This window comes from Streptomyces sp. CNH189, assembly GCF_000527195.1.
Window position 1 is genome coordinate 402808 of the sequence record NZ_AZUS01000001.1, and the last position, 26254, is coordinate 429061.

Sequence of the window (26254 nt, forward strand, 5' to 3'; positions counted from 1 at the left end):
TGGTCCACCTCTTCATCGGCCACGCCATCGCCGGCCGCCTGCGCCGCCACTGACCCCACCCCACACCCGCCCGACACCCGCCCCCGGACCTGCACTGATCCGGGCCGGCACTGACCCGGACCTGCACTGATCCGGGCCGGCACTGACCCGGACCTGCACTGACCGACCCGGACCCGTACCGACCCGCCCCGGCCGGCCCGGTGGGTTCACGCGCCGGTGCGGCGTCAGGCGTCCGGGCAGCAGTCCGGGTCCATGCCCTTCGGCAGCTGTTCCCCGCCGAAGACCGCGCAGGTCGGCTCGTGACCGCCGAGGGCGGCGACGGCCAGCAGCAGCGAGCCGGCCGTCCAGGTGGTCAGCTCGCGCGGCCATATGGCGTCGTCGTCGAAGACGTACCCTGTCCAGTACAGGCCGCTCTCCGGGTCACGCAGGTGCTGGATGGACTGGAGCACCTCCAGCGCGCGGTCGGACTCGCCCGTCGCCCAGAGCGCCAGGGCGAGTTCGGCCGACTCCCCGCCGGTCACCCACGGGTTGGGGACCACGCAGCGCACGCCGAATCCGGGCACGACGAAGCGTTGCCAGCCCTCCTCGATGCGGTCCCTGGCCTCGGCGCCGGTCAGCGCGCCGCCGAGCACCGGGTAGTACCAGTCCATCGAGTAGCGGTCCTTGTCCAGGAACCGCTCCGGGTGGCGCCGGATGGCGTGCCGCAGCGCGCCCACGGCCAGCTCCCAGTCGGGCTGGGGCTCCTCGCGCTGCTCGGCGATGGCGAGGGCGCAGCGCAGCGCGTGGTGGACGGAGGAGGAGCCGGTGAGCAGCGCGTCCGTGGTGGGCGTGCCGTCGTCGTCGCGCCGCCAGCCGATCTGCCCGCCGGGCTGCTGGAGCTTCAGCACGAACTCCACGGCCGCGCACACGGCGGGCCACATGCGGTCCAGGAAGGTGTCGTCGCCCGTGGACAGGTAGTGGTGCCACACGCCGACCGCGATGTAGGCGACGAAGTTGGTCTCCCGGCCCCGGTCGGTGACGTCGTCCGGGTCGCCGTCGGCGTACGCCGCGTACCAGGAGCCGTCCTCCAGCTGGTGCCGGGACAGCCACAGGTACGCCCGCTCGGCGGCCTCGTGCTCGCCCGCCGTGTCCAGCGCCATCGCCGCCTCGACGTGGTCCCACGGGTCGAGGTGGTGGCCCCGGAACCACGGGATGGCGCCGTCCTCCCGCTGCACGGCGAGGATCCCGGCGACGGTCCGCGCCGCCTGCTCGGCCGTCAGCACGCCCTCGAGGACGAGGTGTTCGGACTGCGGGGTGCGGGGGTCGCCGGCCGGGCGGGAGGTCGTCACGTGGCGTCCGCCTCGGCGCGCGGCAGGTGCGGCTTGGTCGCGTAGGCCACGAAGCTCTTGCCGATGACCGGGTTCAGCGCCCGCTCGGCGACCCGGGTGGCCAGCGGCTTCTTCATGATGTCCCAGACCAGCAGCTTGTGGTACGCCCGCACCGGCAGCGCCTTGTCGTTGTCCACGCCGAAGGCGCACTTCAGCCACCAGTACGGCGAGTGCAGCGCGTGGGCGTGGTGGGTGCCGTAGGGGCGCAGGCCGGCCTCGCGGATCTTCCCCAGCAGCTCGTCCGCCCGGTAGATGCGGATGTGGCCGCCCTCGACCTCGTGGTAGGCGTCGGACAGGGTCCAGCAGACCTTCTCCGGGCCGTACCGCGGGACGGTGATGGCGATGCGTCCGCCGGGCTTGAGCACCCGGACCATCTCGGCGAGGACGCCCTTGTCGTCGGGGATGTGCTCCATCACCTCGGAGATGATGACGACGTCGAAGGACTCGTCGGGGAAGGGCAGGGCGAGGGCGTCGCCCTCCATGGCGGTGGCGGTGGCCCCGGCGGGCGCCTCGCCGGCCTCCTTCATCGCCGCGAACCACTTGGCGACCTCGCGGATCTCCTCGCCGTTCTGGTCCAGCGCGACGACCTGGGCGCCGCGCCGGTAGCACTCGAAGGCGTGCCGTCCGGCCCCGCAGCCGAGATCCAGGACACGGTCGCCCGGGGCGAGCGGGAACCGGGAGAAGTCGACGGTCAGCACGTGGCCCTGCTTTCACGATCGGAGGTGTCGGCCGCGGTCACGGGTACGCCGCCCGTGTCCGCGAGAGCGTCGGGGACGAGGTCGAGGTCCTCGGGCGCCGGGGCCTTGGGGGCCGGTGCCGCCGCGCGCGGGGCCCCGCCCCGGCCGGCGCGGGCGGTGTCGATGGCCTCGCGGTAGCGGGCGACGGTGCCCTCGGCGGCGCGCGCCCAGGTGAAGTTGGCCAGGACGCGTTCTCGTCCGGCGGCGCCGAGGCGGGCGCGCAGCTCGCTGTCGCCGAGCAGCCGGGTCAGCGCGGCGGCCAGCGCGCCGGCGTCGCCGGGCGGCACGGCCAGGCAGGTCTCCCCGTCGCGGCCGGCGACCTCGGGGATGGCTCCGCCGGTGGTGGCGACGAGCGGGGTGCCGGTCGCCATGGCCTCGGCGGCCGGGAGGGAGAAGCCCTCGTAGAGCGACGGCACGCAGGCGACCTGCGCCGAGCGCACCAGGTCGACGAGTTCGGCGTCGGAGATGCCCTTGACGAACTCGACGGCGCCTTCGAGGCCGTAGTGCTCCATCGCCTGGGCGACGGGGCCCTCGGCGGGGCGCTTGCCGACCACGACGAGGTGGGCGTCGGGCTGTTCGGCGCGCACCTTGGCGAGCGCCTCGACGAGGAACACCAGGCCCTTCAGCGGCACGTCGGCGCTGGAGGTGGTGACGATCCGGCCCGGGACGACCGCGACGGACGGGTCGGGGGAGAACAGGTCGGTGTCGGCGCCGATGTGGACGACGTGGATGCGGTCCTGCCGTACGCCGAGGTCCTCGACGATCTCCGCGCGGGAGCTGCCGGAGACGGTGAGCACGGACGGCAGCCGGCGGGCGACACGCTTCTGCATGCGGGTGAACGCGTACCAGCGGCGCACCGACATGCGGCGCTTCCAGTCCTCGGCGGCGTCCAGTTCGAGGCGGCGGTCGACGGTGATGGGGTGGTGGATGGTGGTCACCAGGGGCGCGCCGACGTCGCCGAGCAGGCCGTAGCCGAGGGTCTGGTTGTCGTGGACGACGTCGAAGTCGCCGCGGCGGGCGCGCAGATGGCGGCGGGCGCGCAGCGAGAAGGTCAGCGGCTCGGGGAAGCCGCCGGTCCACATGGTGCCGACCTCGAGGGCGTCGACCCAGTCGCGGTACTCGTCGCGCTTGGGGGTGCGGAAGGGGTCCGGCTGGCGGTAGAGGTCGAGGCTGGGCAGCTCGGTGAGGCCGAGCCCGTCGTAGCCCTCGTCGAGCACCGGGTAGGGCTGGGATCCGATGACCTCGACGCGGTGCCCGAGCCGGGCCAGTTCGCGGGAGAGGTGGCGTACGTAGACGCCCTGGCCACCGCAGAACGGGTTTCCCTTGTAGGTGAGGAGCGCGATGCGGAGCGGTCGCGAGCCGTCGGATGCGGGGCCCGCCGAGGGCCCGGCCTGACTGGCCTCAGCGGTCACTGCGGGACCCCCTTCTGCCTGCGCTGTCCCGCGACAGTACGACGGGACGCCGATCTAGAACAAGTTTCAGAGTTGATCGTTCGGAGGATCCGAATCTACCGGCAGGTAAGAAGGCCGGCAGCGGTGGATCAGGTGATTCACGCCACGACGGACGCCGTGCCATGCTGTCCGATCATCGATCCTCACCGACTGTCACGGACGGGACCCATGCCCGCGGAAGCCCACAGGACCAAGGCGGCGCCGGACGCCGGGCGCACCGACCCGGCCTCCCCGCTCACGGAGCGGCAGGAGGCCCGGCGGCGGCGCATCCTCGAGGCGTGCGCGCGGCTGGCGTCCCGGGGCGGTTTCGACGCGGTGCAGATGCGGGAGGTGGCGGAGTCCTCCCAGGTGGCGCTGGGCACGCTGTACCGCTACTTCCCGTCCAAGGTGCACCTGTTGGTGGCGACGATGCAGGATCAGCTGGAGCATCTGCACGCGACGCTGCGGAAGAAGCCGCCGGCCGGGGACACGGCGGCGGAGCGGGTCGCGGAGACGCTGATGCGGGCCTTCCGGGCGCTCCAGCGCGAGCCGCACCTGGCGGACGCGATGGTGCGGGCGCTGACCTTCGCGGACCGCGGTGTGAGCGCGGAGGTGGACCAGGTCTTCCGGCGGACGACGGCGATCATCCTGGACGCGACGGACCTCACCGACCCGACACCCGAGCAGCTCTCGGCCGTGCGGGTCATCGGGCACACCTGGCACTCGACGCTGATCACCTGGCTGTCGGGCCGTGCCTCCATCGCGCAGGTGGGCGTGGACATCGAGACGGTGTGCCGGCTGATCGACCTGACGACACCGGAGCCCCCCGGCTCCCCCGACGACACCCGAGCCTCCGACTCCCCCGACGACACCCGAGCCTCCGACTCCCCCTGACAGGCCTGCCGGCCGCGTCGGCCGGCGCCGGCCCCACGCCCCTCGTGTGCCGCCCGTCTCACGTGCGCCGTGACCTCGGTCACCGCACGTGTCCGTGTGTCTTCCCCGCACACGCGGGCACCCCCGGCCCCCGCCCCGGGGGCGGGTAGAGTGGCCGCGTCGTCCACGCCGTACGGGGGGAAGCCGGTGCAAATCCGGCGCTGACCCGCAACCGTGAGCCGTCCGCGAGACGGTGAGCCGGAATGCCCCATACGGATCGTGACCGGCTCACGTGCCCGGCAGCCCGCCGGCGCACGGGCACCGTCGAGGTATACGGAGCCGAGCCGCCGGGGTGTCCCGCGCTGCCCGGCCCTCTTCAGGGAGAGGCCCCGCCCACCATGAACGTCCGCCGCAGCGCCGCGGTGCTGGCCGCCGTCGCCGTCATAGGCGCCGCCGCACCGGCCGCAGCCGACTCGTCCCCCTCGCCCTCGCGGCCGGCCCTGCCGTCCGCGCTGTACGGCGACACCGACCCGCAGTACGACGGGGTGTGGCGCCAGTCGCTCGCCCTGCTCGCCCAGCACGCGGCGGACGCCGAGCCGCCGAAGGCCGCCGTCGACTGGCTGACCGGCCAGCAGTGCGCCGACGGCTCGTTCGCGCCGTTCCGGGCCGATCCGGCCGCCGCGTGCGACGCGAAGACCATGGTCGACACCAACCAGACCGCCGCCGCCGTCCAGGCGCTCGCCACGCTCGGCGGCCACGACGCCGTCACGGACAAGGCCGTCGGCTGGCTGAAGTCCGTCCAGAACAAGGACGGCGGCTGGGGCTACACCAAGGGCGGCGCGAGCGACACCAACTCCACCTCCGTCGTCGTCGGCGCGCTCGCCGCGGCCGGCGAGAAGCCCGGCGAGGTGAGAAAGGGCGGCAAGTCCCCCTACGACGCGCTGCTCGGCCTGGAACTGCCCTGCGCGGGCAAGAGCGCGGGTGCCTTTGCCTTCCAGCCGGAGAAGGACGGCGGCCTGACCGCCAACCTGGACGCGACGGCGGCGGGCGTGCTCGGCTCGCTGGGTCAGGGCCTGCTCGTCGAGCCCGGCACGGGTGACGGCACCGCGGCCACCGGCTGCGAGAAGGCCACCACTCCGGAGCGGGCCGCCGCGAACGGCGCCGCGCACCTCGCCGGCGCCCTCGCCGCGAAGGGGCACCTCCTCGCCGTCACGCCCGGCGCGGAGGACCAGCCGGACTTCGGCAACACCGCCGACGCGGTGGTCGCGCTCGCCGCGCAGGGCGACGCGGCGCGGGCGAAGAAGTCCTACGCCTGGCTGGAGGCGAACGCCGCCGACTGGGCCGCGCAGAGCGGACCCGCCGGTTACGCGCAGCTGATCCTGGCCGCCCACGCGACGGGCGCGGACCCGCGCGACTTCGGCGGCACCGACCTGGTGAAGCAGCTCACCGCGACAGGCCCGGCCGCGGCGCCGGAGAAGACCGCGAAGACGGGCGAGGAGACCAAGGACGAGGAGAAGTCGGACTCCCCGTTCGGCGTCTGGTGGTTCGTCGGCGTCTGCCTCGTCGCGGGCATCGGCATCGGCTTCCTGATCAGCAACCGCGGCAAGAGGCAGCAGCCGTGATCCGCCGGGTCACCCTGCTGTTCCTGGCCGCGCTGCTGCCCCTGCTGGCGGGCGCCGGCCAGGCCCAGGCCGTCGGCTACCGCTACTGGTCCTTCTGGGAGCGGGACGGCGGCGCGTGGACGTACGCCACCGTGGGCCCCTCGCTCGTCCGGCCCGCGGACGGCTCCGTGCAGGGCTTCCGCTTCTCCGTCAGCGAGGACTCCGGCGACGCGGCCAAGCCGCGCGGCACGGCCTCCTTCGACGAGATCTGCGCGAAGACGCCCCGGAAGGACGGCTCGAAGCGGGTGGCGCTGGTCGTCGACTTCGGCACACCCGCCGACGCCCCGTCCGGGGAGAAGCCGCCGGCCGTCCGCACGGCGTGCGCCCAGGTGCCCGAGGACGCCTCGACGGCGGAGGCCCTCGCCTCGGTCGCGAAGCCCCTGCGCTACGACAGCAACGCCATGCTGTGCGCGATCGAGGGCTACCCGGCGAAGGGCTGCGGCGAGCAGGTCGCCCTGGACAAGGAAGGCGCTTCCTCCGGCGCGCGGGACGACACCTCCGGGCAGGACTCCGCGCGGGAGGAGGACGGCTCCGGGCCCTCGGTGGGACTCATCGCCGGTGCGGCGGTGGTGGTCGTGCTGGGTGCCGCGGCCGTCTGGCAGGTCCGTCGCCGTGCGTGAGTCACGCGGCTCCGGGCGCCCGGGCCTCACCCGGTCCCGCCCGGAGCGGGGGGCGCCGCCCGCCGGCGCCCCCGTCCCGCGCTCGCGCCGCGCGGGGCTGCACCCCGGCGCGTGGTGGCTGTGGGCCCTCGCGCTGGGTGCCGCGGCCACCCGCACCACCAACCCGCTGCTGCTCGCCCTCCTGATCACCGTCTCGGGTTACGTCGTGGCCGTCCGCCGCCCGCACACACCGTGGGCCCGCTCGTACGGCGCCTTCGTCAAACTCGCCGTCGCCGTGCTGGTGCTGCGGCTGGCCTTCGCGGTCGTCCTCGGCTCCCCCATCCCCGGCACGCACACCCTGTTCACCCTGCCCGAGGTGCCCCTGCCCGGCTGGGCGCAGGGCATCCGGCTGGGCGGCCGGGTCACCGCCGAGGGCCTCACCTTCGCCCTGTACGACGCGCTGCGGCTGGCCGCGCTGCTCATCTGCGTGGGCGCCGCGAACGCCCTGGCCAGCCCCTCCCGCCTGCTGAAGTCCCTGCCCGGCGCACTGTACGAGCTGGGCGTGGCCGTGGTGGTGGCGCTGACCTTCGCCCCGAACCTGATCGCCGACGTGCGCAGGCTGCGCGCCGCACGCCGGCTGCGGGGCCGCCCCGACAAGGGCGTGCGCGGTCTGCTGCAGGTGGGGCTGCCGGTCCTGGAGGGCGCGCTGGAACGCTCGGTGTCGCTGGCCGCCGCGATGGACGCGCGCGGCTACGGCCGTACCGCCGAGGTGCCGCCCGCCGTGCGGCGCACCACGGCCGCGCTCACGCTCGGCGGTCTGCTCGGCGTCTGCGCGGGCACGTACGGGGTCCTCACCGCTGAGGGCGGCAGCTACGGGGTGCCCGTGCTGCTCGCCGGTCTGGCCGCCGCGCTGGCGGGCCTCTGGCTGGGCGGGCGGCGCACCCTGCGCACCCGCTACCGCCCGGACCCGTGGGACGCCCGCGCCTGGCTGGTCACCGCGTCCGGCGCGGCGGTGGCGGCGCTCCTCGTGCTGGCTGGCGCGCGCGACCCCGGGGGCCTCAACCCCGGTGTGGTCCCGCTGGTGGCGCCCACCCTGCCCCTGTGGCCGGCGGCGGCCGTGCTGATCGGCCTGCTGCCCGCCTTCGTCACCCCCGCCCCCGAGGCGGTCCGCGACACCCGCAAGGAGCCGACGCCGTGATCCGCTTCGAGAACGTGTCGGTGACCTACGACGGCGCGGCCGAACCCGCCGTGCGGGACGTCGACTTCGAGGTCCCGGAGGGCGAACTGGTCCTGCTGGTGGGCCCGTCCGGCGTCGGCAAGTCGACGGTGCTGGGCGCGGTGAGCGGGCTGGTCCCGCACTTCACCGGCGGCACCCTGCGCGGGAGGGTCACGGTCGCGGGCCGCGACACCCGCACCCACAAGCCGCGCGAACTCGCCGACGTGGTGGGCACGGTGGGCCAGGACCCGCTGTCGCACTTCGTCACGGACACGGTGGAGGACGAACTCGCCTACGGCATGGAGTCGTTGGGCCTGCCGCCCGAGGTGATGCGCCGCCGGGTGGAGGAAACCCTGGACCTGCTGGGCCTCGCCGACCTGCGGGACCGCCCGATCTCCACACTGTCCGGCGGCCAGCAGCAGCGGGTGGCGATCGGCTCGGTGCTCACCCCGCACCCGAAGGTGCTGGTCCTGGACGAGCCGACGTCCGCCCTTGACCCCGGCGCCGCCGAGGAGGTCCTGGCGGTCCTCCAGCGCCTGGTCCACGACCTCGGCACGACGGTCCTGATGGCCGAGCACCGCCTGGAGCGGGTCGTCCAGTACGCCGACCGGGTGGCGCTGCTGCCCGGTCCCGGCGAGCGCCCCTGGCTGGGCGCTCCGGCGGAGGTCATGGCGGTCTCGCCGGTGTGCCCGCCGGTGGTCGAGCTGGGCCGGCTGGCCGGCTGGTCCCCGCTGCCCCTGACGGTCCGCGACGCCCGCCGCAGGGCGGCCCCGCTGCGGGAGCGTCTGGAGGGCAGGCAGCCCGAGCGGGAGATCGCCGCTCCCGCGACCACTCCCCCGGTGAGGCGTCTCTTCGGGCGCGCGAAGAGGGGAGCCGCCGACGCGGCCGAGCCGGTGGCCGAGGTGCGCTCCCTCGCCGTCCGCCGCGACCGCGTGCGGGCGCTGACCCAGGTGGACCTCACCGTCTCCGCCGGGGAGACGATCGCGCTCATGGGCCGCAACGGCGCGGGCAAGTCGACGCTGCTCGGCGCGCTGGTCGGGCTGATCGCCCCGTCCTCCGGGTCGGTCCGCACGGGCGGTGCGGTCCCGCACCGCACCCGCCCCCGCGACCTGGTCCGCAAGGTCGGCCTGGTCCCGCAGGAACCCCGGGACCTGCTGTACGCGGACACGGTCGCGGCGGAGTGCGCGGCTGCCGACCGGGACGCGGAGGCGGAGCCGGGCACCTGCCGCGCGCTGCTCACCGAGCTGCTGCCGTCGGTGGCCGACGACGTCCACCCCCGGGACCTGTCCGAGGGCCAGCGGCTCACCCTCGCCCTCGCGGTGGTCCTGACCGCACGGCCGCCCCTGCTGCTGCTCGACGAGCCGACCCGTGGCCTGGACTACGCGGCGAAGGCCCGGCTGACGGCGATCCTGCGCGGGCTGGCCGCCGAGGGCCACGCGATCGTGATGGCGACGCACGACGTGGAGCTGGCCGCGGAGCTGGCGCACCGGGTGGTGCTGCTCGCCGAGGGCGAGGTCATCGCGGACGGCCCGTCGGCGGAGGTGGTCGTGGCGTCCCCGGCGTTCGCCCCGCAGGTGGCGAAGATCCTGGCGCCGCAGCCGTGGCTCACGGTCCCGCAGGTCAAGGAGGCGCTGGAGCGATGAGCGAACCGATCTCCGTGCGGCGGACGGACCGCCAGGCCCGCGCCCTGCGGCTGGGCGCCCGCTCCTGGCTGGCGCTGGCCCTGGTGAGCGCGGTGGGCGTGGCCGGGTTCGGCTGGCCGTTCCTCGCCCCGCCCGAGTCGGCGGTGAACGCGCACGCCGCGGACGCGCCGTGGCTGTTCGCCGGGCTCCTCGTCCTGCTGGTGGCCGTGGTGGCGGCGACTCTCTCGGAGTCGAGCCTGGGGCCGAAGGCGGTGGCGATGCTCGGCGTCCTCGCGGCGGCGGGCGCGGCCCTGCGCCCCATCGGCGCGGGCACGGCCGGCCTTGAGCCCATGTTCTTCCTGATGGTGCTCAGCGGCCGGGTCCTCGGGCCGGGCTTCGGCTTCGCCCTGGGCTCGGTCACGATGTTCGCGTCGGCGCTGCTCACCGGCGGTGTGGGTCCCTGGATGCCGTTCCAGATGCTGGCGATGGGCTGGTTCACGATGGGCGCGGGTTTCCTGCCGGGCCCCGACCGGCTGCGTGGCCGTGCGGAGATCTGGATGCTCGCCGGGTACGGCTTCCTGGCCGCCTTCGCGTACGGCACGGTGATGAACATGGCGGGCTGGCCCTTCATGTCGGCGCTGAGCTCGAACATCGCCTTCTCCGCCGACGCCCCGCTGGCCACCAACCTGGCCCGTTTCGTCGCGTACTGCCTGGCCACTTCCCTGGGCTGGGACCTCGGGCGGGCCGTGATCACGGTGGTGCTCACCCTCACCGTCGGCGCGACGGTGCTGCGGGCGCTGCGCCGCGCCACGAGGAGGGCCGCTTTCGAGGCGCCCGTCACATTCGGCGACGCCCCTCGGTAGGGGTTCGGACGCGTGCGGTAGGCGAGTTGGTGAAGCACCCCACATGACCGGCGTCACATACGAACGGACACCGTAGACCGGCCACAGGCCCTACTGGGGCGATCCCACCCCACAACGGATGTTGCGGACGCAAGGACACCACCCCCTCCGACCGCCGGTAGTAAAAGGGACCTTTGCGGGCAATCCCGGGATTTGTTTCTGTGGAGCAGTCGCCAGGCGCCGACGTCCCCCACGGGTCGCGGCGCCGACGTTTTGCCCGGCCTCACGGCAGGGCGCGCGACTCCCCTGCTTCCGACCGAAAGGCCGCCTGTGTCCGCCGCTTCCTTCCTCCGCTCCGTCGCCACCCCGAAGAAGGCCATCGCCGGTGCCGCCCTCACGGCCGCCACCTGCGGCACGCTGATCGCCGCCGCGCCCGCGCAGGCCGCGCCCACGGCGGCCCCCACCGCCGCCTCGGCCCAGGCGACCGCGAAGAAGTTGATCGGCAACTCGGCCGAGTTCCAGTGCTTCTCGAAGATCGTCTCGCACGAGAGCGGCTGGAACCCGCAGGCCACCAACGCCTCCAGCGGCGCCTACGGCCTGGTCCAGGCGCTCCCGGCCTCGAAGATGTCCTCGGCCGGCTCCGACTGGAAGACCAACCCGGCCACCCAGATCAAGTGGGGCCTGGATTACATGAAGGACCGCTACGGCAGCGCCTGTGACGCCTGGTCCTTCTGGCAGGCCAACAACTGGTACTGACGAACGAGCGTCACCCTGATACCGAAGGCGGCGGCCCCCCGATCCCCGGGGCCGCCGCCTTCGCCTGTGTTCAGCCCAGGACCAGCGGAAGCCGCTCTCCGAGGCCGCCCGGCGTGGCGGTCTCGTCGGCGGTGGGCAACGCCTACTCGTCCCGACGAGCAGGGCGTCCGGGTCGGACAGCTCGCCCGGGAAGGGGGCACCCGCGATCCGCTCCAGCGCCGTACGGGCCGCCGTGAGGGTCTCGGCCGGGGGTAGCGGCGCCGACGGCAGACGGGCGATCAGGTCGAGGTGGTGCGGGGTCGGCAGCTTCCTGGCCGTCTCGATCCGGCGGCGTCCGACGCCGTGGAACTCGGTGTGACCGAACTGCTCGCCAACGTCGTCCGCCATGTTCCGGGCCGCCGTTGCGCCCTGCTGGTGCTGCGCCGGCCGCAGGGGGTCCGCGTGGAAGTGACGGACGGCAGCGACCAAGTGCCGTGCGTGCCGGACGGCTTGACGCCCGACGCGGAACACGGCCGCGGGCTCGTGCTGCCGGCCGCGGTGAGCGACGCGTGGGGTGTGGTGCCCGGGGAACGGGGCGGCAAGACCGTGTGGTTCGAGTGCGCCCTGAGGCCGCACACCTGACCCGCTTGTCGGATGAACGTCACGATGGCGTATGACGTCTCCATGATCGTGGCCTCTGCCGACCTCACCCTGATCCAGCGCCCGGACACGGTGCTGGAGCGGAGGCAACCCTTCCGCTCCTTCTGCCGGCGTCATCGCCTGCCGCTCCTGACGACGCTGCCCGTGCTGCCGCTGTACGCCCTGTGGTGGGCGCTGCTGGCCACCGGCGGCGGTGACCTCGCCGCTCAGGACGCGTGGGCCGGTTTCGCCGAACGGCACGGCTCTTCGGCATACAACCTCTTCTGGTACGGCGGTATGCACACCGCCAACTACAGCCTGATTTCGCCGTACCTGATGGCGGCGCTCGGGGTGCGGGCGCTCACCGTGGTGTCGGGGGTGGCCGCCACCTGGATCGCGGCGGTGCTGATCGGGCGGGCGCGGCCACGGAAACCGCTCGCGCCCGCGCTGCTCGCCGCGCTGGGCCTGTGGTGCAACGTGGCCTCCGGGCGTACCACCTTCGCCCTCGGGGTCGCCTTCGGTCTGGCCGGGTGTCTGTACCTCACCGAGCAGAAACGTCTCGTCCTCGCCGGTGCCTACGCCGCCCTCGCCACCATGGCGTCCCCGGTCGCGGGGCTGTTCCTCGCCGTCGTCGGGGCGGGCCACGTGCTGGTGCGCCGGCCCGGACCCGCCGTCGCCCTGCTCCTGCCGCCCGCCGTGGTGGTCGGGGCGACCAGTCTGCTCTTCCCCTTCCACGGGGAGCAGCTGATGCCGGCGGGCCGCATAGGGATACCCGCGACGCTCGGGATCGCCGTCGCCGTTCTGTCCCCGCCGTCGTGGCGGGTGGTGCGGTGGAGCGGCGCCGTCTACGCGGCCGGCACCGTGCTGGTGTACCTGATCCCCTCCCCCATCGGCACGAACGTCGAGCGCTTCGCGGAGTACGCGGCCCCGATCGCCTTTCTGGTCGCGCTGCTGGCGCAGCCGCGCATGGCCGCCGTGCGGCGCGGTCTGCTGGTGGTGGCGCTGGTGTTCTCCGTGGGGTGGACCGGCAAGAAGACCGTCGACGACCTGAAGGTGTCCACGACCGTCCCGGCCTGGGCGGCGCAGACGGACGGGGTCGTGCGGGCCCTGGAGTCGCTCGGCGCGGACCGCACCCGGGTCGAGGTGGTGCCGGCGCGCAACCACCGGGAGGCGGTGGCGCTGGCGCCGTACGCGCACCTCGCCCGGGGCTGGAACCGGCAGCTCGACATGGAGCGGGCGCGGCTGTTCTACGACGGCTCGTTCTCCGAGGCGGCCTACCGGGCGTGGCTGGACCGGTGGGCGGTCGGGTTCGTGGTCCTGCACGACGGCAAGCCCGACGGGTTCGCCGAGGAGGAGGCGCGGCTGGTCCGGGCCCAGCGGACCGACTGGCTGCTGCCGGTCTGGCAGGACGCCCACTGGCGGATCTACCGGGTCCGGGACGCCGTGCCGCTGGTCTCCGCGCCGGGGACCGTGGTGCGGACGTCCGGCGCGGAGCTGGTGCTGCGGGTGGCGCGGCCCGGGACGGTGACCGTGCGGATCGCGCACTCGCCCTGGCTGCGGGTGGACGGCGGCGGGTGTCTGAGCCGGGCGGGCGAGTTCACCCGGCTCAGCGTGTCGGCGCCCGGCGAGTACCGGATCAGCTCGGAGTACGGTCCTTCTCCGGAACCGGAGGCCCGCTGCTGACCTCCGTCTCCTTCTCCGTCTCTGTCTCCTTTTCCGCGGCTGCGGTGACCGTGCGGGCGCGCGGGCCCTGGAACAGGTAGGTCAGGCCGAAGCCGGCGCCGACGACGACCGCGCCGCCGGCCGCGTCCAGGATCCAGTGGTTGCCGGTGGCGACGATCGCGGCGGCCGTGAACAGCGGGTGCAGCAGGCCGAGGGCCTTCATCCACGCCTTGGGCGCGATGATCGCGATCACGAGACCGCACCACAGCGACCAGCCGAAGTGCAACGACGGCATCGCCGCGTACTGGTTGGTGAGCGCGGTGAGCGTGCCGTAGTCGGGCTGGGAGAAGTCCTGCACGCCGTGGACCGTGTCGATGATGCCGAGGTCCGGCATCAGGCGCGGCGGGGCGAGCGGGTAGAGCCAGAAGCCCACCAGGGCGAGCAGCGTGGCGAAGCCGAGGGCGGAGCGCGCCCAGCGGTAGTGGACGGGGCGGCGCCAGTAGAGCAGGCCGAGGACGGTCAGCGGCACCACGAAGTGGAACGACGTGTAGTAGAAGTCGAAGAACTCCCGCAGCCAGCCGACCTTCACGACGGCGTGGTTGACGGCGTGCTCGATGTCCAGGTGCAGGACGCGTTCGAGGTCGAGGATCTGCCGGCCGTGCTCCTCGGCGCGGGCGCGGCCCGCCGAGTTGCTGCCGCCGGTCGCGGCGAGGCGCACCTTGGCGTAGGCGGCGTAGGTGACGCGGATGAGCAGCAGTTCCAGCAGCAGGTTGGGGCGGATCAGCACCCGGCGCAGGAACGGCAGCAGCGGCACGAACGCGAACCGGGCCGGCACGGGCGGGGCGTACGGCGTCGGCTCGGGGTCGCGGAAGTACGGCGAGGTGCGGGCGAGGAACGGCACGGCGGTGGCGGCGGCCAGTGCGGCGAGCAGCACCACGTTGTCGCGCAGCGGGTACAGGAACGCCATGTTCGGCAGCATCATCTTGGCCGGCAGTGTCATCACCAGGACGACGGCGACGGGCCACACCAGCCGGTCGCGGGCCCGCTTGCCGACCCGGCCGACGACCGTGAGCAGCACCCAGAGCAGCTGGTGCTGCCAGGCGGTCGGGGACACCGCTATGGCGGCGCACCCGGTGATGCCGACGGCGAGGAGCAGTTGGCCGTCGCGGGCGTGGTGGACGGCGCGCCGCATGCCGAGGGCCACGACGGCGGCGCCCAGCAGCAGGAACACGGCGATCTCCAGCGGGCCTTCGAGGCCGAGGCGGAGCAGGGCGCCGTGCAGGGACTGGTTGGCGAGGGCGTCGGCGGGGCCGCCGAGGCCGACGCCCGCCATGTGGTGCACCCAGTAGGTGGTGGAGTCCTGAGGCATGGCGGCCCAGGCGAGCGCGGTGGCCGAGGCGAAGGTGACAGCCGTCGTGGTGGCGGCCTGCCGGCGGCCGGTGAACCACAGCAGCGGCGCGAAGAGCAGCAGGGTCGGCTGGAGGGCCGCCGCGACGCCGACGAGGACTCCGCCGGCCCGCCGGCCGTGGGCGACGAAGCAGCCGAGCAGGACGAGCAGCACCGGGATGATGCTGGTCTGGCCGAGCCAGAGGGTGTTGCGCACCGGCAGGGACAGCATGAGCAGGCTGACGGCGACGGGCGCGGCGAGCAGGGCGGTGCGCCGGCCGACCGGCCGGGGCAGCGCGCGGGCGGCGATCAGCGCCAGGGCCACCACCAGCAGCAGGGTGCCGAAGGTCCAGCCCCAGCCGAGGGTCTCCTCCGCCGATCTGGTGAGCGGTTTGAGGACCAGCCCGCCGAAGGGCGTGCCGGTGAACTCGGTGGAGTCGTAGAGGGACCCGCTGACGTGCAGGACGCCCGCGGGGCCGACCCAGGTCTCCAGGTCGGTCAGCCGTTCACCGCTGGGGGTGGTGAGGACGTGCGCGACCTGACGTACCGCGAGGACGGCCGCGAGCAGCCACAGTCCGAGGCGTGCCGCCCGCATCCGCGCCTGGGCGCCGCCCACGGCCGTCGCCCCGAAGGGCTCGGCCGGTCTCCCACCGTGTTCCGCATTCGCCACGCCTCGTCGGCCTCCCGCCCCGATTTCTCCCCACGCGTCCCGTGCGGGGGGATTCGTCGTGCGCAGCCTATGAGGCGCGCACCCCTCGACAAGGACGCGGGACACCGCCGCTTCACCTGACGGCCCGCTCTCTTTTGTCCGGATGACGATAGTCCGCGCGGGATCACGTTGCCTCGGGATGACGCGAGAAGGATCACAACCGGCCACGACGGAGGGGGCCTCGGGGCACCGCTGCATGCCTGGACACACGGCATTTAGATGCAGTGTGCAGCTAATTACGTACCGCCCGTAAGGGGGGAAACGGCGCCTATGGTCGCTTGCTTCGGCCCGCCCGACAGTGCCGCCGCGCGGACCCCGTCCCTGATCCCGACGAAAGGCAGGCGAGCGACGTCTTGTCGACTGTCCCGGTCGCCCCTCACCCCGTCGTCCCCGGTCCAGGCTCTCCCGCGCCCGGGAAGGCCGGTCCCGCACAGGCACCCGACCCCGCCGTCGGCCCCCCGACGGTCACCGACCCCGCGCTCGTCCGGCGCGCCGTCAAGGCGGCCGCGCTCGGCAACGCGATGGAGTGGTTCGACTTCGGTGTCTACAGCTACATCGCCGTCACCCTCGGCAAGGTCTTCTTCCCCTCGGGGAACCCCACCGCCCAGCTGCTCTCGACGTTCGGCGCCTTCGCCGCGGCCTTCCTGGTCCGCCCGCTCGGCGGCATGGTCTTCGGCCCGCTCGGCGACCGCATCGGCCGGCAGAAGGTCCTCGCCCTCACGATGATCATGATGGCGGCGGGCACCTTCGCCATCGGCCTGATCCCCTCCTACGCCGCGATCGGCGTGGGCGCCCCGATCCTGCTGCTCGCGGCCCGCCTGGTGCAGGGCTTCTCCACCGGCGGCGAGTACGCCGGCGCCTCCACCTTCATCGCCGAGTACGCCCCCGACAAACGGCGCGGCTTCCTCGGCAGCTGGCTGGAGTTCGGCACCCTCGCCGGATACATCGGCGGCGCGGGCCTGGTCACCCTGATGACGGCACTGCTGTCCACGGACGACCTGCTCTCCTGGGGCTGGCGGATCCCGTTCCTGATCGCCGGCCCGATGGGCATCATCGGCCTGTACCTGCGGATGCGTCTCGAGGAGACCCCCGCGTTCAAGGCCGAGGTCGCGAAGGCCGAGACCGAGCGCCCGAAGGTGCCGCTGCGCGAGATGGTCACCGGCCAGTGGCGCGCGCTGCTGCTGTGCGTGGGCCTGGTGCTGGTCTTCAACGTCACCGACTACATGCTGCTGTCGTACATGCCGAGCTACCTCACCAGCGAGCTGGGCTACGACGCGACGCACGGCCTGGTCGTCGTGCTCGGCGTGATGGTCCTGATGATGATCGTCCAGCCCTTCGCCGGCGCGCTGACCGACCGGGTCGGCCGCCGACCGGTGATCGCGGCCGGCTGCGCCGGGTTCCTGGCGCTGTCCGTCCCGGCGCTGCTGCTGATCCGCGACGGCTCGCTGCTCGCGGTCGCCGTCGGCCTGGGCGCGCTCGGCATGCTGCTGGTCTGCTTCACCGCCGCGATGCCGTCCGCGCTGCCCGCGCTGTTCCCCACCCGGGTCCGCTACGGCTCGCTGTCGATCGGCTTCAACGTCTCGGTGTCCCTGTTCGGCGGCACGACCCCGCTGGTGGTCACGGCCCTGATCGGCGCGACCGGCGACGTCATGATGCCCGCCTACTACATGATGGCGGCCGCCGTGATCGGCGGGTTCGCGGTGTGGCGCATGGCCGAGTCGGCGGGCCGTCCGCTGCCCGGCTCGGCGCCCTCGCTGGAGGCCGGGACACAGGCGGAAAAGGTCTGACAGCCGGCGGCCGTGCCCCGTATCTTCGACAGCCGACCCGGCCGGGCCGACCGGCCGGGCGACCGACGGAAGGTACGACCGCATGAGCGAGGCACAGCTCTGGCACACGGTGGACGAGTACTTCACCGGCCGGCTCCTGGGCGACGACCCCGACGAGGCCCTGACGGCGGCGCTGCGCGACAGCGACGCCGCCGGCCTCCCGCCCATCGCCGTCTCACCGCTCCAGGGCAAGCTCCTCCAGCTCCTCGCCCAGCTCCAGGGCGCCCGGACCATCCTGGAGATCGGCACCCTCGGCGGCTACAGCACCATCTGGCTGGGCCGCGCCCTGCCCGCCGACGGGCGGCTGGTGTCCCTGGAGTACGACCCCCGGCACGCCGAGGTCGCCGTCCGCAACCTCGCCCGCGCCGGGCTCGGCGAGCGGGCCGAGGTGCGGGTCGGCCCGGCCCTGGAGTCGCTGCCGAAGCTCGCGGACGAGCAGCCGCCGCCGTTCGACCTGGTGTTCATCGACGCCGACAAGGCGAACAACCCGCACTACGTCGAGTGGGCGCTGCGGCTGACAGCCGCCGGCAGCCTGATCGTCCTCGACAACGTCGTGCGGGGCGGCCGGGTGGCCGACCCCTCGAACGGCGACCCGGACGTGGTGGGCACCCGCGCCGCCCTGGAACTGTTCGGAACCCACCCGCGGCTGAGCGCCACCGCGCTGCAGACGGTCGGCGACAAGGACTACGACGGTTTCGCCCTGGCGCGCGTGGTGGCGTGAGCGGACCCCGGCGGGCGGCTCACGCCTCGCGGTTCACACCTCGTGGTAGAAGCCGACGTTGACGCTGCGCGGGGCGGTGCGGTCCTGGATCACGACCTCGCCGCTGCCGCCCCGGGGCAGCGCCACGCTGCCGCCGTAGGTGACCGGGTGGGCGTACTCCCCGACGGTCAGCCGCACCTCGGACGACGGCTCGGGCAGCGAGCCGCGCAGCCAGGTCAGGTGCCAGGTGCCGTCCTGGCCGCACTGGAACTCCAGGTGCACGCGGGAGACGAACAGCCAGTCGTCCGGCGTCGACAGCCGGCACAGGGACCTGTCCCGGCCCACCCGCAGCACCGCGCCCGGCTCGCTGGGCGCGTCGGCCATGAGCATCCCGGCCGTGGCGCCCGCTTCCGCCGCGGACACGGCGGCCATGGTGAGTTCGAGCACGTGCGCTCCTCCTGGGAGGTCCTGGGGGCCGGGGCGGGCCCGGCGCCGGCCGGGGCGGCCGGATCGGCTCCCCGCCGCCGCATGATAAAACGCCCGGCCGTACGGCGTCCGGCACAATGGGCTCATGACCGAGCGAAAGCCACCCGGCGTCGACTTCGAGAGCTGGGTCGACAAGCAGATCCGTGATGCCGACGCGCGTGGGGAGTTCCAGCAGCTGGAGGGCGCGGGCAAGCCCCTGCCGCGCGAGGTCGAGAGCACCTACGACGAACTGTGGTGGGTGAAGCGGAAGATGGCCCGCGAGGGCTTCTCGGTCCTGCCGCCGACGCTGGCCCTGCGCAAGGAGGCCGAGGACGCGCTGGAGGCCGCTCTCGCGGCCCCCTCGGAACGGATCGTGCGGAAGATCCTCACGGAGATCAACGCGAAGATCAGCGACATGATGTTCAAGCCGCCGCCCGGCCCCCCGCTGGGCAAGAAGCCGTACGACGTCGAGGACGTCGTACGCCGGTGGCGGGAGCGCCGGGCGGCGTCGGACTGACGGGATGGTCAGGACCGACTGGAAGCTCAGGACCGACGGGACGGTCAGGACTGACGGGACGGGCGAGGACTGAGGTGACGGGCGGGACGGCTCAGACGCCCATCAGGCGCTCCGCCAGCTCGCGGTAGTCCCGCAGCGCGAGGCGCAGTTGCTCGGTGTCGGCGGCCGGCGCGGCCCCGTCCTTCGGCTCGCCCTGGGCGGGCGCCTTCCAGTTCTGCGTGAGGGTGCGGCGGCGTTCGGTGAGCGCGTCGGTCAGCCGCTCGGTCAGCTCGTGCAGGACGAGGTCGGCCTCCTCGACCGCGTCCCGCGGCCGGTCCACGAAACCGGCCACCGCCTGCCGCAACTGCTCGGAGAGCCGGTCACAGGTGTCGGTCGGCAGCAGCCGCCCGTCGGGACCGGTCTGCGGGGAATTCCCGTGCGGGGTGCCGCCCTTGTGCAGACCGGCGGTCCGGGCGCCGGCACCGTCGTGGTCCGGGGTGGTGGCGTGAACGCCGGTCCCTTCACGGCCCGGGGTGGTGGCGTGCACGCCGGTGGTGTGGGCGCCGGTGCCGTCGGGGCCGGGGGCCGTGGTGTGGGTGCCGGTGGCGTGCGTGCCGGTGGTGTGGGCGCCGGTGCCGTCGGGGCCGGGCACGGAGGTGCGGTCGGTCGAGCCGGGCACGGAGGTGCGGTCGGTCGAGCCGGGCGCCGAGGTCCGGGCCGACGCGGTGGCGTCGGTACCGTGCGTGCCGGAACCGGGCGTACCGGTCCGGGTGCCACCGGCACGGTGCCTGGTGTCCGTCCCACGGGCGGCACCTGCCGCGTCCGTCTTGCCGTGCAGTGTGGTCGCCTCGTCCCCGGGGTCCGCGGCGGCGGAACCGGTGTGCGGGGCGTCCGGGGCCGGGCCGGACCCCGGGGTGCCGGGGAGCCAGGTGTCCTGGGTGTGACGGGGGGTGTCGGGCATGACGGTCAGCTCTCCTTCGCCTGGCGGCGGTGCAGCATCGACGGGGTGCGGTGGCCGGCGCGCTCGGTGGCCGGGGCAGTGCGGTCACCGGCGGCGGCACGGCGTCCGCCCTCGTGCCGCGACGGGCGCACCAGTTCCTCGAACAGCGCCCGCGCCTCGACCATCGCCTCGCGCATCTCCTCCGTGCCGGTGTTCACGTCGTGCGTGCCGTCCGGACGGGTCTGCGCGACGCGGTGCACGCGCCGGTAGCCCTCGACGTGGTGGGCGTGGTGTACGGACAGCGCGGCGAGCTGCTCCTCGTAGTGGCCGTCGGCGGGGAAGCCCCGCGTGCCGGCGAGTTCGGCGATCAGGCGGTCCGCCTCGACGACCGCGTCCCGCGGCGCGTCGACGAACCGCTCCTGGGCGGCCGTCCAGCGCGCCTCGTACCTCTCACGCTGGGCCGGTTCCAACGGCCGTACCTCCAGGGAGCCGTGGCGCTCCACGCGCTCGGCCAGCTCCCGCTCGGCGGCCTTGGTGTCCCCGTCGTGCCGGGCGACGGCACGCTCGTACTCGGGGCCGAAGCGGCGCTTCAGGTTCGCGCCGTGGCGCGGGCCGCGTGCGCGCAGGGTCAGGACGGCCGCGACGGCGACAACGACCGCGACAATCACGATCAACGCAATGATCAGGCCAGTGGACATGGATGCCTTCCGGGGTTTCGTCCCAACCGGCACTCCTCGCGAGCCGGTTCGCGCATCGGGTTGCCCGATGCGCCGCGCACAAACTGCGCGGCGCAGACGCCCGGCCCGCCGGCCACGCCCAATTCGCTTGCGCGGGCGCCCCGCCGGGCCCCGACAATGCGTGCATGACCTGGACCGTCGCACCGGAACAGCCCGACTCACCCGCCGCCTCCGCGCTCTGGCGGGCGTATTACACGGAGGTCAGCGACCGCTGGTACCTGCTGCACGAGGGCCGCCGTACCGACCCGGAGGAGCTGGAGCGGGAGGTCGCCGCCGAGTCGGGCGCCGATCTCGCCCCGCCCCGGGGCCGGCTGCTGGTCGCCCGGTACGCGGGCGAGCCGGCCGGCTGCGCGGGCGTACGGCTGCCGTCCGGCGGGCCCGCCGAGCTGACCCGGGTGTTCGTGCACGAGCGGATGCGCGGCCGGGGCGGCGCGGCCCTGCTGGTGCGGGCGGCCGAGGACATGGCCCGCGCCGCCGGCGCCCGTGACATCGTGCTCGACACGCGGGGCGACCTGGTCGAGGCGCGAGCGCTGTACGCCCGCCTCGGCTACCGCGAGACCGCGCCCCACAACACGGCCCCCTACGCCGAGCACTGGTTCGCCAAGCGGCTCGTGTGACGGACTCCCGTAGGGGCCGCCGGGTCAGCCGGTGGGGGTCACCGCGCGCGTGCTCTGGGGGCGTTCGCCCTGGGAGCCGCACAGTTCGTCGTTGAGTTCGTGCACGAGCTGCACCAGGTCGGTCGGGCGATCCGGCCCCCACCAGTCGCCGAGCAGCTCGGCCAGGGACTCCTCGCGCGCCCGGGCCAGTCGTTCGGTCACCTCGCGGCCCTCGTCGGTGAGCACCAGGTCCACGCCCCGGCGCACGGCGAGGTGCCGGCTCTCGACCTGGCGGGTGGCCTCCAGGACGACGTCCAGCGGGACGGGGTTGCGCTCGGCGAGCCGGGCCGGTTCCACCGAGCCGTGTCGGCGGATCCGCAGCAGCAGCCAGCTCGACGCCGGGAGCAGGTCGTAACCCGCGCGGTCGGTGATCTTGAGGTAGATCTCCCGGCGCCCCTCCCGGGTGCCGAGCACCGACAGGGAGCGGCACACCTCGTCGTGCGAGGAGCGCTCCACCGGGTTCGGGGCCAGGGTTTCGGACGCGTCGGGCGCGGTGACCGAGGCGCGCAGCGGGTCCTCCTTGAGGAACCAGGCCAGCACGAAGCCCAGCAGCGCCACCGGCACGGCGTACAGGAAGACGTCCGTGATGGCGGTGGAGTAGGCGTCGAGCGCGGCGGGGCGCAGGGCGGGCGGCAGGGCGCCGATGCCGCGCGGGTCGGCCTCCAGCGTGTCGGCGGAGACGCCGGCCGGGAGGTCCGCGCCGCGGAAGGCGGCCGAGAGCTGGTCGCCGAGCCGGCCGGCGAAGATCGCGCCGAACACGGCGACACCGAACGAGGCGCCGATGGACCGGAAGAAGGTCGCGCCGGAGGTGGCGACGCCGAGGTCCTCGTAGGGGACGGCGTTCTGCACGATCAGGATGAGGACCTGCATCACCAGGCCCAGCCCGAGGCCGAAGACGAAGAAGTAGGCGCTCATCAGCGCGGTGGAGCTCTGCGTGTCGAGCTGGTGGAGCAGCAGCAGTCCGACGGCGGTGACGGCGGTGCCCGCGACCGGGAAGACCTTCCAGCGGCCGGTGCGGCTGACGATCTGTCCGGAGCCGGTGGAGGACAGCAGCATGCCGGCCACCATCGGCAGCATGTGCACCCCGGACAGGGTCGGGCTGATCCCGTGCACCACCTGGAGGAAGGTCGGCAGATAGGTCAGCGCGCCGAACATGGCGAAGCCGACGATGAAGCTGATCACGGCGGACAGGCTGAAGGTCCGCACCCGGAACAGCTTGAGCGGCAGCACCGGTTCGGCGGCCCGCCGCTCCACCGCCACGAAGGCGACGATCAGTACGGCGCCCAGCACCGCGAGCCCGATGATCTGCGGTGAGGACCAGGGCCAGGTGTTGCCGCCGAGGGAGGCCACCAGCACCAGGCTGGTGGCGACGGAGGCGATGAGCAGGGTGCCCAGGTAGTCGATCACGTGCTTGGTGGACCGGCGGGGGATGTGCAGGACGGTGGCGATGACGGCGAGCGCGACGACACCGACGGGCAGGTTGATGTAGAAGACCCAGCGCCAGCTCAGGTGCTGGGTGAACAGTCCGCCGAGCAGCGGCCCGAGCACGCTCGTCGCACCGAACACGGCCCCGAACAGGCCCTGGTAGCGGCCGCGTTCGCGGGGCGGCACCAGGTCGCCGACGATCGCCATCGACAGCACGATCAGGCCGCCGCCGCCCAGGCCCTGCAGCGCGCGGAAGCCGATCAGCTGGGGCATGTCCTGCGCCGCCCCGCACAGCGCCGAGCCCACCAGGAAGATGACGATGGCGGTCTGGAACAGGCGCTTGCGGCCGTACTGGTCACCGAGTTTGCCCCACAGCGGGGTGGCGGCGGTGGACGCCAGCAGATAGGCGGTGACCACCCAGGACAGGTGCTCCAGGCCGCCGAGGTCGCTGACGATGGTGGGCAGGGCGGTGGAGACGATGGTCTGGTCGAGGGCGGCCAGCAGCAGGCCGAGCAACAGCGCGCCGATCGACAGCACCACGCTGCCGGACACCTGTTCCTTGCTGTGGGCGGTGCCCGGCGCGTCCCCGGCCATGCGGACCTCCAGAGGTTCGTTTCACCATCCATCGTGATCGGAGTGACCGCATATGGCCTGTTGAGTCCTTCCGGAAGTCGCCATTCCGGGGGCGCGCGGACGAGAGTGTGAAGAAGATCTGCATAATCTCTGGAGTTCGCGAGGGGAGGGACGACACGTGGAACAGCCGAACGGACACCCGTGCCCGGAATGCGGTGCGCCCAGGAACAGGGACAACACCCCGGCGTGCGGCTGCACCCGGCGTGCGTCCGAGGCCCTGCGCGACGCCCGCACGGCGGAGGCGGCAGCGGCGGAGGACTTCGACCCCCTGCGCATACGGCCGTACGTAGAACTGGACGACCGCCCCGCCCCCACTACGCCGGACGGGTCCCCGGAGTCCTCACGTACGCCTCCGGCGCCGGACGGAGGACGGGCGACGCCCCCCGCCGAGGCACCGCCCACGGACGGGGCACGGTCCGCTTCCACGCACGGGGGACCTCCCTCGCCCGACGGACCGGCCGCTCACGGGACGCCCGCGCCCCGAGGACCGCACGGACCCGCGCCGGAGGGCACGCCCGCCACCCCGTCCGCACCCGGCGGACCGGCACCCGACGCCACCATGACCCTGGCGGCGATCCACCCCGGCACGCCCTCACCGGGCACGCCCCCGACCGGGCCGGCGCACGGCACCGGGCCGGCAGACGCGACGACGCACGCCACGGGAGCGCACGGCACGGGACCACACGACGCGGGACCACACGGCACCACGGCAACCGGCTCCGGGAGGCCCGGCACCGGGGCGGCAGGGGCAGACGCCGCCGGGGCGACGTCGCCCGGCACGGGAGCCTCCGGCACCGGGACGGCCGGGCCGGCGCACAGCACCGGGGCGTTCGGGGCGGGAACGCCCGGCACGGGACTTCCCGGCACGGGACTTCCCGGCACCGGGGCGACCGGGGCAGACGCCGCCGGGGCAAGGACGCACGGGTCGGCCGCACATGACGCCAGGCCCCCCGCTGCGGCACCGCCCCACGCCGACGCGCCCCACGCCGGCGCTCCCGGCACGGGAGCCTCCGACGCGGGGGCGTCCAATGCGGGCGTATCCGGCGCCGGAGCGCTCGGCGCCGGTGCGCACGGCGCGGAAGGGCAGGAGGGCCGGCCGGGCGGCGGGGTTCACGCACCGGTGCCGGCGGAGGGGGCGGTCGACGCCACCATGACGCTGCGGGCCGTCCAGCCCGGCGCGGCGGCGGGAGCCGCAGGGACCGGCGCTGCGACAGCGGCCGTGTCCGACGGGGACGCCCCCGACCGTACGTCCGGGTTGCCCACCCCCCTCGCGCCGGGGACGGCACGGCCCAACGCCGACGATCTCGGCCTCTTCGACGACGCCACGCGCCCTCTCCGACACGTGCCGGCAGGGGCGGCGGCCGCACGGCACACGGGCGACGAACCCCCGCAGCGTGGCCGCCGCAGGCGCGGTGCGCTGATCGCGGCGTCCGGTGCGGTCGTCGCCGTGCTGGGCGCGGCGGGTTGGGCGAGCGGGCTGTTCTCCTACGACTCGCCGTCCCGGGACGCCGCGGCACCGGACGACATCAGGGCGAGCGTGCCGGACCAGCCGTCCGGGTCGCCGTCGGCGGAGCCGTCCCCCGACGCTTCGCCCGCGTCGCCGTCGGCGTCCCCCTCGGGCTCGGACTCCCCGTCCGCGAGCGCGAGCGCGTCCGCCTCCCCGTCGCCCTCGGCGTCCAGTTCCGCGCCGAGCGCCTCCGCGCCGGCCGAGCCGTCGGCGACCGCGTCGAGCGGCGCCGCGTCGTCCGCGCCCGCCGTGGCCCCGGAGCCGACGGACCCGGGCGGCACCTCGCCCGTGCTGCGGCGCGGGGACCGGGGACCGGAGGTCGCCGGACTCCAGCAGCGTCTGCGCCAGGTGTGGCTGTACCACGGCGACATCAACGGGCAGTACACCCCGCGCGTGGAAGAAGCGGTCCGCGCGTATCAGTGGTCGCGCGGCATCGCGGAGGAGCTGGGCGCCTACGGCCCTCAGACCCGCGCCCGCCTGGAGGCGGAAACCCGGGTTCCCTGAGCGCTCCGGGGCCGACTCCGCCCCGGCCCACGCTGCTCGAACGCCGGAGGGGCTGATTCCGGCCCGTCCGGCGCTTGAGGACGAGGCCCGCCAGGGCCGACAGGGGGTCCGGGGCGCAGCCCCGGACACGGGCCCCGCCTACGCGGCGATGTGCAGCCGGACCATCCCCGAAGGCATCCGCTCCACCCGCACCTGCGTCAGATCACGGACGACCGCGTCCGGCCCGTGGAAGCCGGCCCGCGGCCCGATCCCCACCACCCGCATCCCCGCGGCGCGCCCCGCCGCGATCCCCGCACCGGAGTCCTCGAAGACGACGCAGTCGGCCGGGGCGACACCCAGTTCCGCCGCACCCTTCAGGAAGCCCTCCGGATCCGGCTTGCTCGCGCCGACCGACTCCGCCGTGACGCGGACCGCGGGCTGCTCCAGCCCGGCGGCGGCCATCCGCGCCGTGGACAGGGCGACGTCCGCGGACGTCACGAGCGCGTGCGGCAGCCCGGCGAGGGACGCGAGGAACTCACGGGCGCCCGGTATCGCGACGACGCCCTCGGTGTCCGCGGTCTCCTCCGCGAGCATCCGGGCGTTCTCGGCGTGGTTCTGCTCCATCGGCCGGTCGGGCAGCAGCATGGCCATCGAGGCGTAGCCCTGGCGTCCGTGCACCACCTTCATGACCTCGTCGCCGTCGAGCCCGTGGCGGTCGGCCCAGCGCCGCCAGATGCGCTCGACGGAGGCGTCGGAGTTGACGAGGGTGCCGTCCATGTCCAGCAAGAGGGCACGGGCGGTGAGTACGGAGGGGGTGGCCGTCATCGGCTGCTCCAAGAAGCGGGGGGGCGGGACCTGGGGGCGGGGTCCGTCGGTGACAGAGCGGCCCCGCCCGCCGGTCAGGGGAA

The 26254-nt window shown here is 74.2% G+C and carries 24 protein-coding genes, 1 pseudogene and 1 riboswitch; of the genes and pseudogenes, 14 read left to right on the forward strand and 11 right to left on the reverse strand.

Annotation, left to right across the window (positions count from 1 at the left end; translation table 11 throughout):
- Nucleotides 1-224: 224 nt before the first annotated feature.
- The 3 genes from B100_RS0101795 to B100_RS0101805 are packed head-to-tail and all read right to left on the reverse strand — an operon-like array spanning nucleotide 225 to nucleotide 3516.
- Nucleotides 225-1328, reverse strand: a complete 1104-nt coding sequence (locus tag B100_RS0101795; protein ID WP_024882766.1) for a prenyltransferase — start codon at nucleotides 1326-1328, stop codon at nucleotides 225-227.
- A complete protein-coding gene (locus B100_RS0101800) occupies nucleotides 1325-2065 on the reverse strand; it encodes a class I SAM-dependent methyltransferase (protein ID WP_024882767.1) in 741 nt (246 codons plus the stop codon). The genes B100_RS0101795 and B100_RS0101800 overlap by 4 nt, the downstream gene beginning before the upstream one ends.
- Nucleotides 2059-3516, reverse strand: a complete 1458-nt coding sequence (locus B100_RS0101805; protein WP_024882768.1) for a glycosyltransferase family 4 protein — start codon at nucleotides 3514-3516, stop codon at nucleotides 2059-2061. Before B100_RS0101805 ends, B100_RS0101800 begins: the two co-directional genes overlap by 7 nt.
- Before the next feature lie 207 nt (nucleotides 3517-3723).
- On the opposite strand from B100_RS0101805, the gene B100_RS0101810 reads away from it, so the two are divergent.
- The 7 genes from B100_RS0101810 to B100_RS0101840 all read left to right on the forward strand — a co-directional run bounded on the left by B100_RS0101810 (nucleotide 3724) and on the right by B100_RS0101840 (nucleotide 11103).
- Nucleotides 3724-4428 carry a TetR family transcriptional regulator gene (locus B100_RS0101810; protein WP_024882769.1) on the forward strand — a complete coding sequence of 235 codons (705 nt, stop codon included), beginning with the start codon at nucleotides 3724-3726 and terminating at the stop codon, nucleotides 4426-4428.
- A gap of 176 nt (nucleotides 4429-4604) precedes the next feature.
- Nucleotides 4605-4676: riboswitch (cobalamin riboswitch) on the forward strand.
- A gap of 129 nt (nucleotides 4677-4805) precedes the next feature.
- Nucleotides 4806-6029, forward strand: a complete 1224-nt coding sequence (locus B100_RS0101815; RefSeq protein WP_024882770.1) for an SCO2321 family membrane protein — start codon at nucleotides 4806-4808, stop codon at nucleotides 6027-6029.
- Nucleotides 6026-6688: an SCO2322 family protein gene (locus B100_RS0101820; protein ID WP_024882771.1), complete on the forward strand. Its 663-nt coding sequence runs from the start codon at nucleotides 6026-6028 to the stop codon at nucleotides 6686-6688. The genes B100_RS0101815 and B100_RS0101820 overlap by 4 nt, the downstream gene beginning before the upstream one ends.
- Complete coding sequence (locus B100_RS0101825; RefSeq protein WP_024882772.1) at nucleotides 6681-7865, forward strand: CbiQ family ECF transporter T component; 1185 nt, start codon at nucleotides 6681-6683, stop codon at nucleotides 7863-7865. The genes B100_RS0101820 and B100_RS0101825 overlap by 8 nt, the downstream gene beginning before the upstream one ends.
- Entirely contained in the window at nucleotides 7862-9526 is a 1665-nt protein-coding gene (locus B100_RS0101830; RefSeq protein ID WP_024882773.1) for an ABC transporter ATP-binding protein, read from the forward strand. Before B100_RS0101825 ends, B100_RS0101830 begins: the two co-directional genes overlap by 4 nt.
- Nucleotides 9523-10368: an ECF transporter S component gene (locus B100_RS0101835; protein WP_024882774.1), complete on the forward strand. Its 846-nt coding sequence runs from the start codon at nucleotides 9523-9525 to the stop codon at nucleotides 10366-10368. The genes B100_RS0101830 and B100_RS0101835 overlap by 4 nt, the downstream gene beginning before the upstream one ends.
- A 309-nt stretch (nucleotides 10369-10677) precedes the next feature.
- The gene (locus B100_RS0101840) at nucleotides 10678-11103 is read left to right on the forward strand and encodes an aggregation-promoting factor C-terminal-like domain-containing protein (RefSeq protein WP_024882775.1); all 426 of its coding nucleotides are present in this window, start codon (nucleotides 10678-10680) and stop codon (nucleotides 11101-11103) included.
- A gap of 70 nt (nucleotides 11104-11173) precedes the next feature.
- Here the strand turns inward: B100_RS0101840 and B100_RS37430 are convergent.
- Nucleotides 11174-11403 (reverse strand): annotated as a pseudogene (locus B100_RS37430) (maleylpyruvate isomerase N-terminal domain-containing protein); the annotation flags it as partial.
- 54 nt (nucleotides 11404-11457) lie between these two features.
- Between B100_RS37430 and B100_RS36245 the strand changes: the two are divergent.
- Nucleotides 11458-11724 (forward strand): ATP-binding protein, encoded by a 267-nt coding sequence (locus B100_RS36245; protein ID WP_051489903.1) that lies wholly within the window; start codon nucleotides 11458-11460, stop codon nucleotides 11722-11724.
- Nucleotides 11725-11766: 42 nt separating this feature from the next.
- Nucleotides 11767-13404 (forward strand): hypothetical protein, encoded by a 1638-nt coding sequence (locus B100_RS0101850; protein ID WP_486585577.1) that lies wholly within the window; start codon nucleotides 11767-11769, stop codon nucleotides 13402-13404.
- Here the strand turns inward: B100_RS0101850 and B100_RS0101855 are convergent.
- Nucleotides 13358-15439 carry a bifunctional glycosyltransferase 87/phosphatase PAP2 family protein gene (locus tag B100_RS0101855; protein ID WP_024882778.1) on the reverse strand — a complete coding sequence of 694 codons (2082 nt, stop codon included), beginning with the start codon at nucleotides 15437-15439 and terminating at the stop codon, nucleotides 13358-13360. The genes B100_RS0101850 and B100_RS0101855 overlap by 47 nt on opposite strands.
- A 392-nt stretch (nucleotides 15440-15831) precedes the next feature.
- On the opposite strand from B100_RS0101855, the gene proP reads away from it, so the two are divergent.
- Entirely contained in the window at nucleotides 15832-17265 is a 1434-nt protein-coding gene (gene proP, locus B100_RS0101860) for a glycine betaine/L-proline transporter ProP (RefSeq protein WP_024882779.1), read from the forward strand.
- 82 nt (nucleotides 17266-17347) lie between these two features.
- Nucleotides 17348-18025 (forward strand): O-methyltransferase, encoded by a 678-nt coding sequence (locus B100_RS0101865; protein ID WP_024882780.1) that lies wholly within the window; start codon nucleotides 17348-17350, stop codon nucleotides 18023-18025.
- A 33-nt stretch (nucleotides 18026-18058) separates the two neighbouring features.
- Here the strand turns inward: B100_RS0101865 and B100_RS0101870 are convergent, their stop codons facing one another.
- The gene (locus B100_RS0101870) at nucleotides 18059-18451 is read right to left on the reverse strand and encodes an FHA domain-containing protein (protein ID WP_024882781.1); all 393 of its coding nucleotides are present in this window, start codon (nucleotides 18449-18451) and stop codon (nucleotides 18059-18061) included.
- 124 nt (nucleotides 18452-18575) lie between these two features.
- Here B100_RS0101870 and B100_RS0101875 point away from each other — a divergent pair, with 124 nt between their 5' ends.
- Nucleotides 18576-18986, forward strand: a complete 411-nt coding sequence (locus B100_RS0101875; protein ID WP_024882782.1) for a DnaJ family domain-containing protein — start codon at nucleotides 18576-18578, stop codon at nucleotides 18984-18986.
- Nucleotides 18987-19077: 91 nt separating this feature from the next.
- On the opposite strand, the gene B100_RS37160 is transcribed toward B100_RS0101875, so the two are convergent.
- Nucleotides 19078-19926: a hypothetical protein gene (locus B100_RS37160; RefSeq protein ID WP_024882783.1), complete on the reverse strand. Its 849-nt coding sequence runs from the start codon at nucleotides 19924-19926 to the stop codon at nucleotides 19078-19080.
- A gap of 5 nt (nucleotides 19927-19931) precedes the next feature.
- On the reverse strand, nucleotides 19932-20603 hold the full coding sequence (locus tag B100_RS0101885) for a hypothetical protein (RefSeq protein ID WP_024882784.1): 672 nt from the start codon (nucleotides 20601-20603) through the stop codon (nucleotides 19932-19934).
- A gap of 164 nt (nucleotides 20604-20767) precedes the next feature.
- Here B100_RS0101885 and B100_RS0101890 point away from each other — a divergent pair, with 164 nt between their 5' ends.
- A complete protein-coding gene (locus tag B100_RS0101890; RefSeq protein ID WP_024882785.1) occupies nucleotides 20768-21259 on the forward strand; it encodes a GNAT family N-acetyltransferase in 492 nt (163 codons plus the stop codon).
- Nucleotides 21260-21283: 24 nt separating this feature from the next.
- On the opposite strand, the gene B100_RS0101895 is transcribed toward B100_RS0101890, so the two are convergent.
- Together B100_RS0101895 and B100_RS36865 are read right to left on the reverse strand one after the other, a co-directional pair.
- Nucleotides 21284-23317 (reverse strand): MFS transporter, encoded by a 2034-nt coding sequence (locus B100_RS0101895; protein ID WP_024882786.1) that lies wholly within the window; start codon nucleotides 23315-23317, stop codon nucleotides 21284-21286.
- Between the two features lie 1524 nt (nucleotides 23318-24841).
- Nucleotides 24842-25144 (reverse strand): hypothetical protein, encoded by a 303-nt coding sequence (locus B100_RS36865; RefSeq protein WP_158686691.1) that lies wholly within the window; start codon nucleotides 25142-25144, stop codon nucleotides 24842-24844.
- A 7-nt stretch (nucleotides 25145-25151) separates the two neighbouring features.
- On the opposite strand from B100_RS36865, the gene B100_RS36870 reads away from it, so the two are divergent.
- Complete coding sequence (locus B100_RS36870; protein ID WP_158686692.1) at nucleotides 25152-25367, forward strand: peptidoglycan-binding domain-containing protein; 216 nt, start codon at nucleotides 25152-25154, stop codon at nucleotides 25365-25367.
- Between the two features lie 138 nt (nucleotides 25368-25505).
- Here the strand turns inward: B100_RS36870 and B100_RS0101910 are convergent, their stop codons facing one another.
- Nucleotides 25506-26171, reverse strand: a complete 666-nt coding sequence (locus B100_RS0101910; protein ID WP_024882787.1) for an HAD-IA family hydrolase — start codon at nucleotides 26169-26171, stop codon at nucleotides 25506-25508.
- Between the last annotated feature and the right edge of the window lie 83 nt (nucleotides 26172-26254).

Bases quoted from the DNA above. Each gene is read 5' to 3' on its own strand.
- B100_RS0101810 (WP_024882769.1), top strand. From the start codon at position 3,724: ATGCCCGCGGAAGCCCACAGGACCAAGGCGGCGCCGGACGCCGGGCGC.
- B100_RS0101815 (WP_024882770.1), top strand. From the start codon at position 4,806: ATGAACGTCCGCCGCAGCGCCGCGGTGCTGGCCGCCGTCGCCGTCATA.
- B100_RS0101835 (WP_024882774.1), top strand. From the start codon at position 9,523: ATGAGCGAACCGATCTCCGTGCGGCGGACGGACCGCCAGGCCCGCGCC.
- B100_RS0101850 (WP_486585577.1), top strand. From the start codon at position 11,767: ATGATCGTGGCCTCTGCCGACCTCACCCTGATCCAGCGCCCGGACACG.
- B100_RS0101865 (WP_024882780.1), top strand. From the start codon at position 17,348: ATGAGCGAGGCACAGCTCTGGCACACGGTGGACGAGTACTTCACCGGC.
- B100_RS0101875 (WP_024882782.1), top strand. From the start codon at position 18,576: ATGACCGAGCGAAAGCCACCCGGCGTCGACTTCGAGAGCTGGGTCGAC.
- B100_RS37160 (WP_024882783.1), bottom strand. From the start codon at position 19,926: ATGCCCGACACCCCCCGTCACACCCAGGACACCTGGCTCCCCGGCACC.
- B100_RS0101885 (WP_024882784.1), bottom strand. From the start codon at position 20,603: ATGTCCACTGGCCTGATCATTGCGTTGATCGTGATTGTCGCGGTCGTT.
- B100_RS0101890 (WP_024882785.1), top strand. From the start codon at position 20,768: ATGACCTGGACCGTCGCACCGGAACAGCCCGACTCACCCGCCGCCTCC.
- B100_RS0101895 (WP_024882786.1), bottom strand. From the start codon at position 23,317: ATGGCCGGGGACGCGCCGGGCACCGCCCACAGCAAGGAACAGGTGTCC.
- B100_RS0101910 (WP_024882787.1), bottom strand. From the start codon at position 26,171: ATGACGGCCACCCCCTCCGTACTCACCGCCCGTGCCCTCTTGCTGGAC.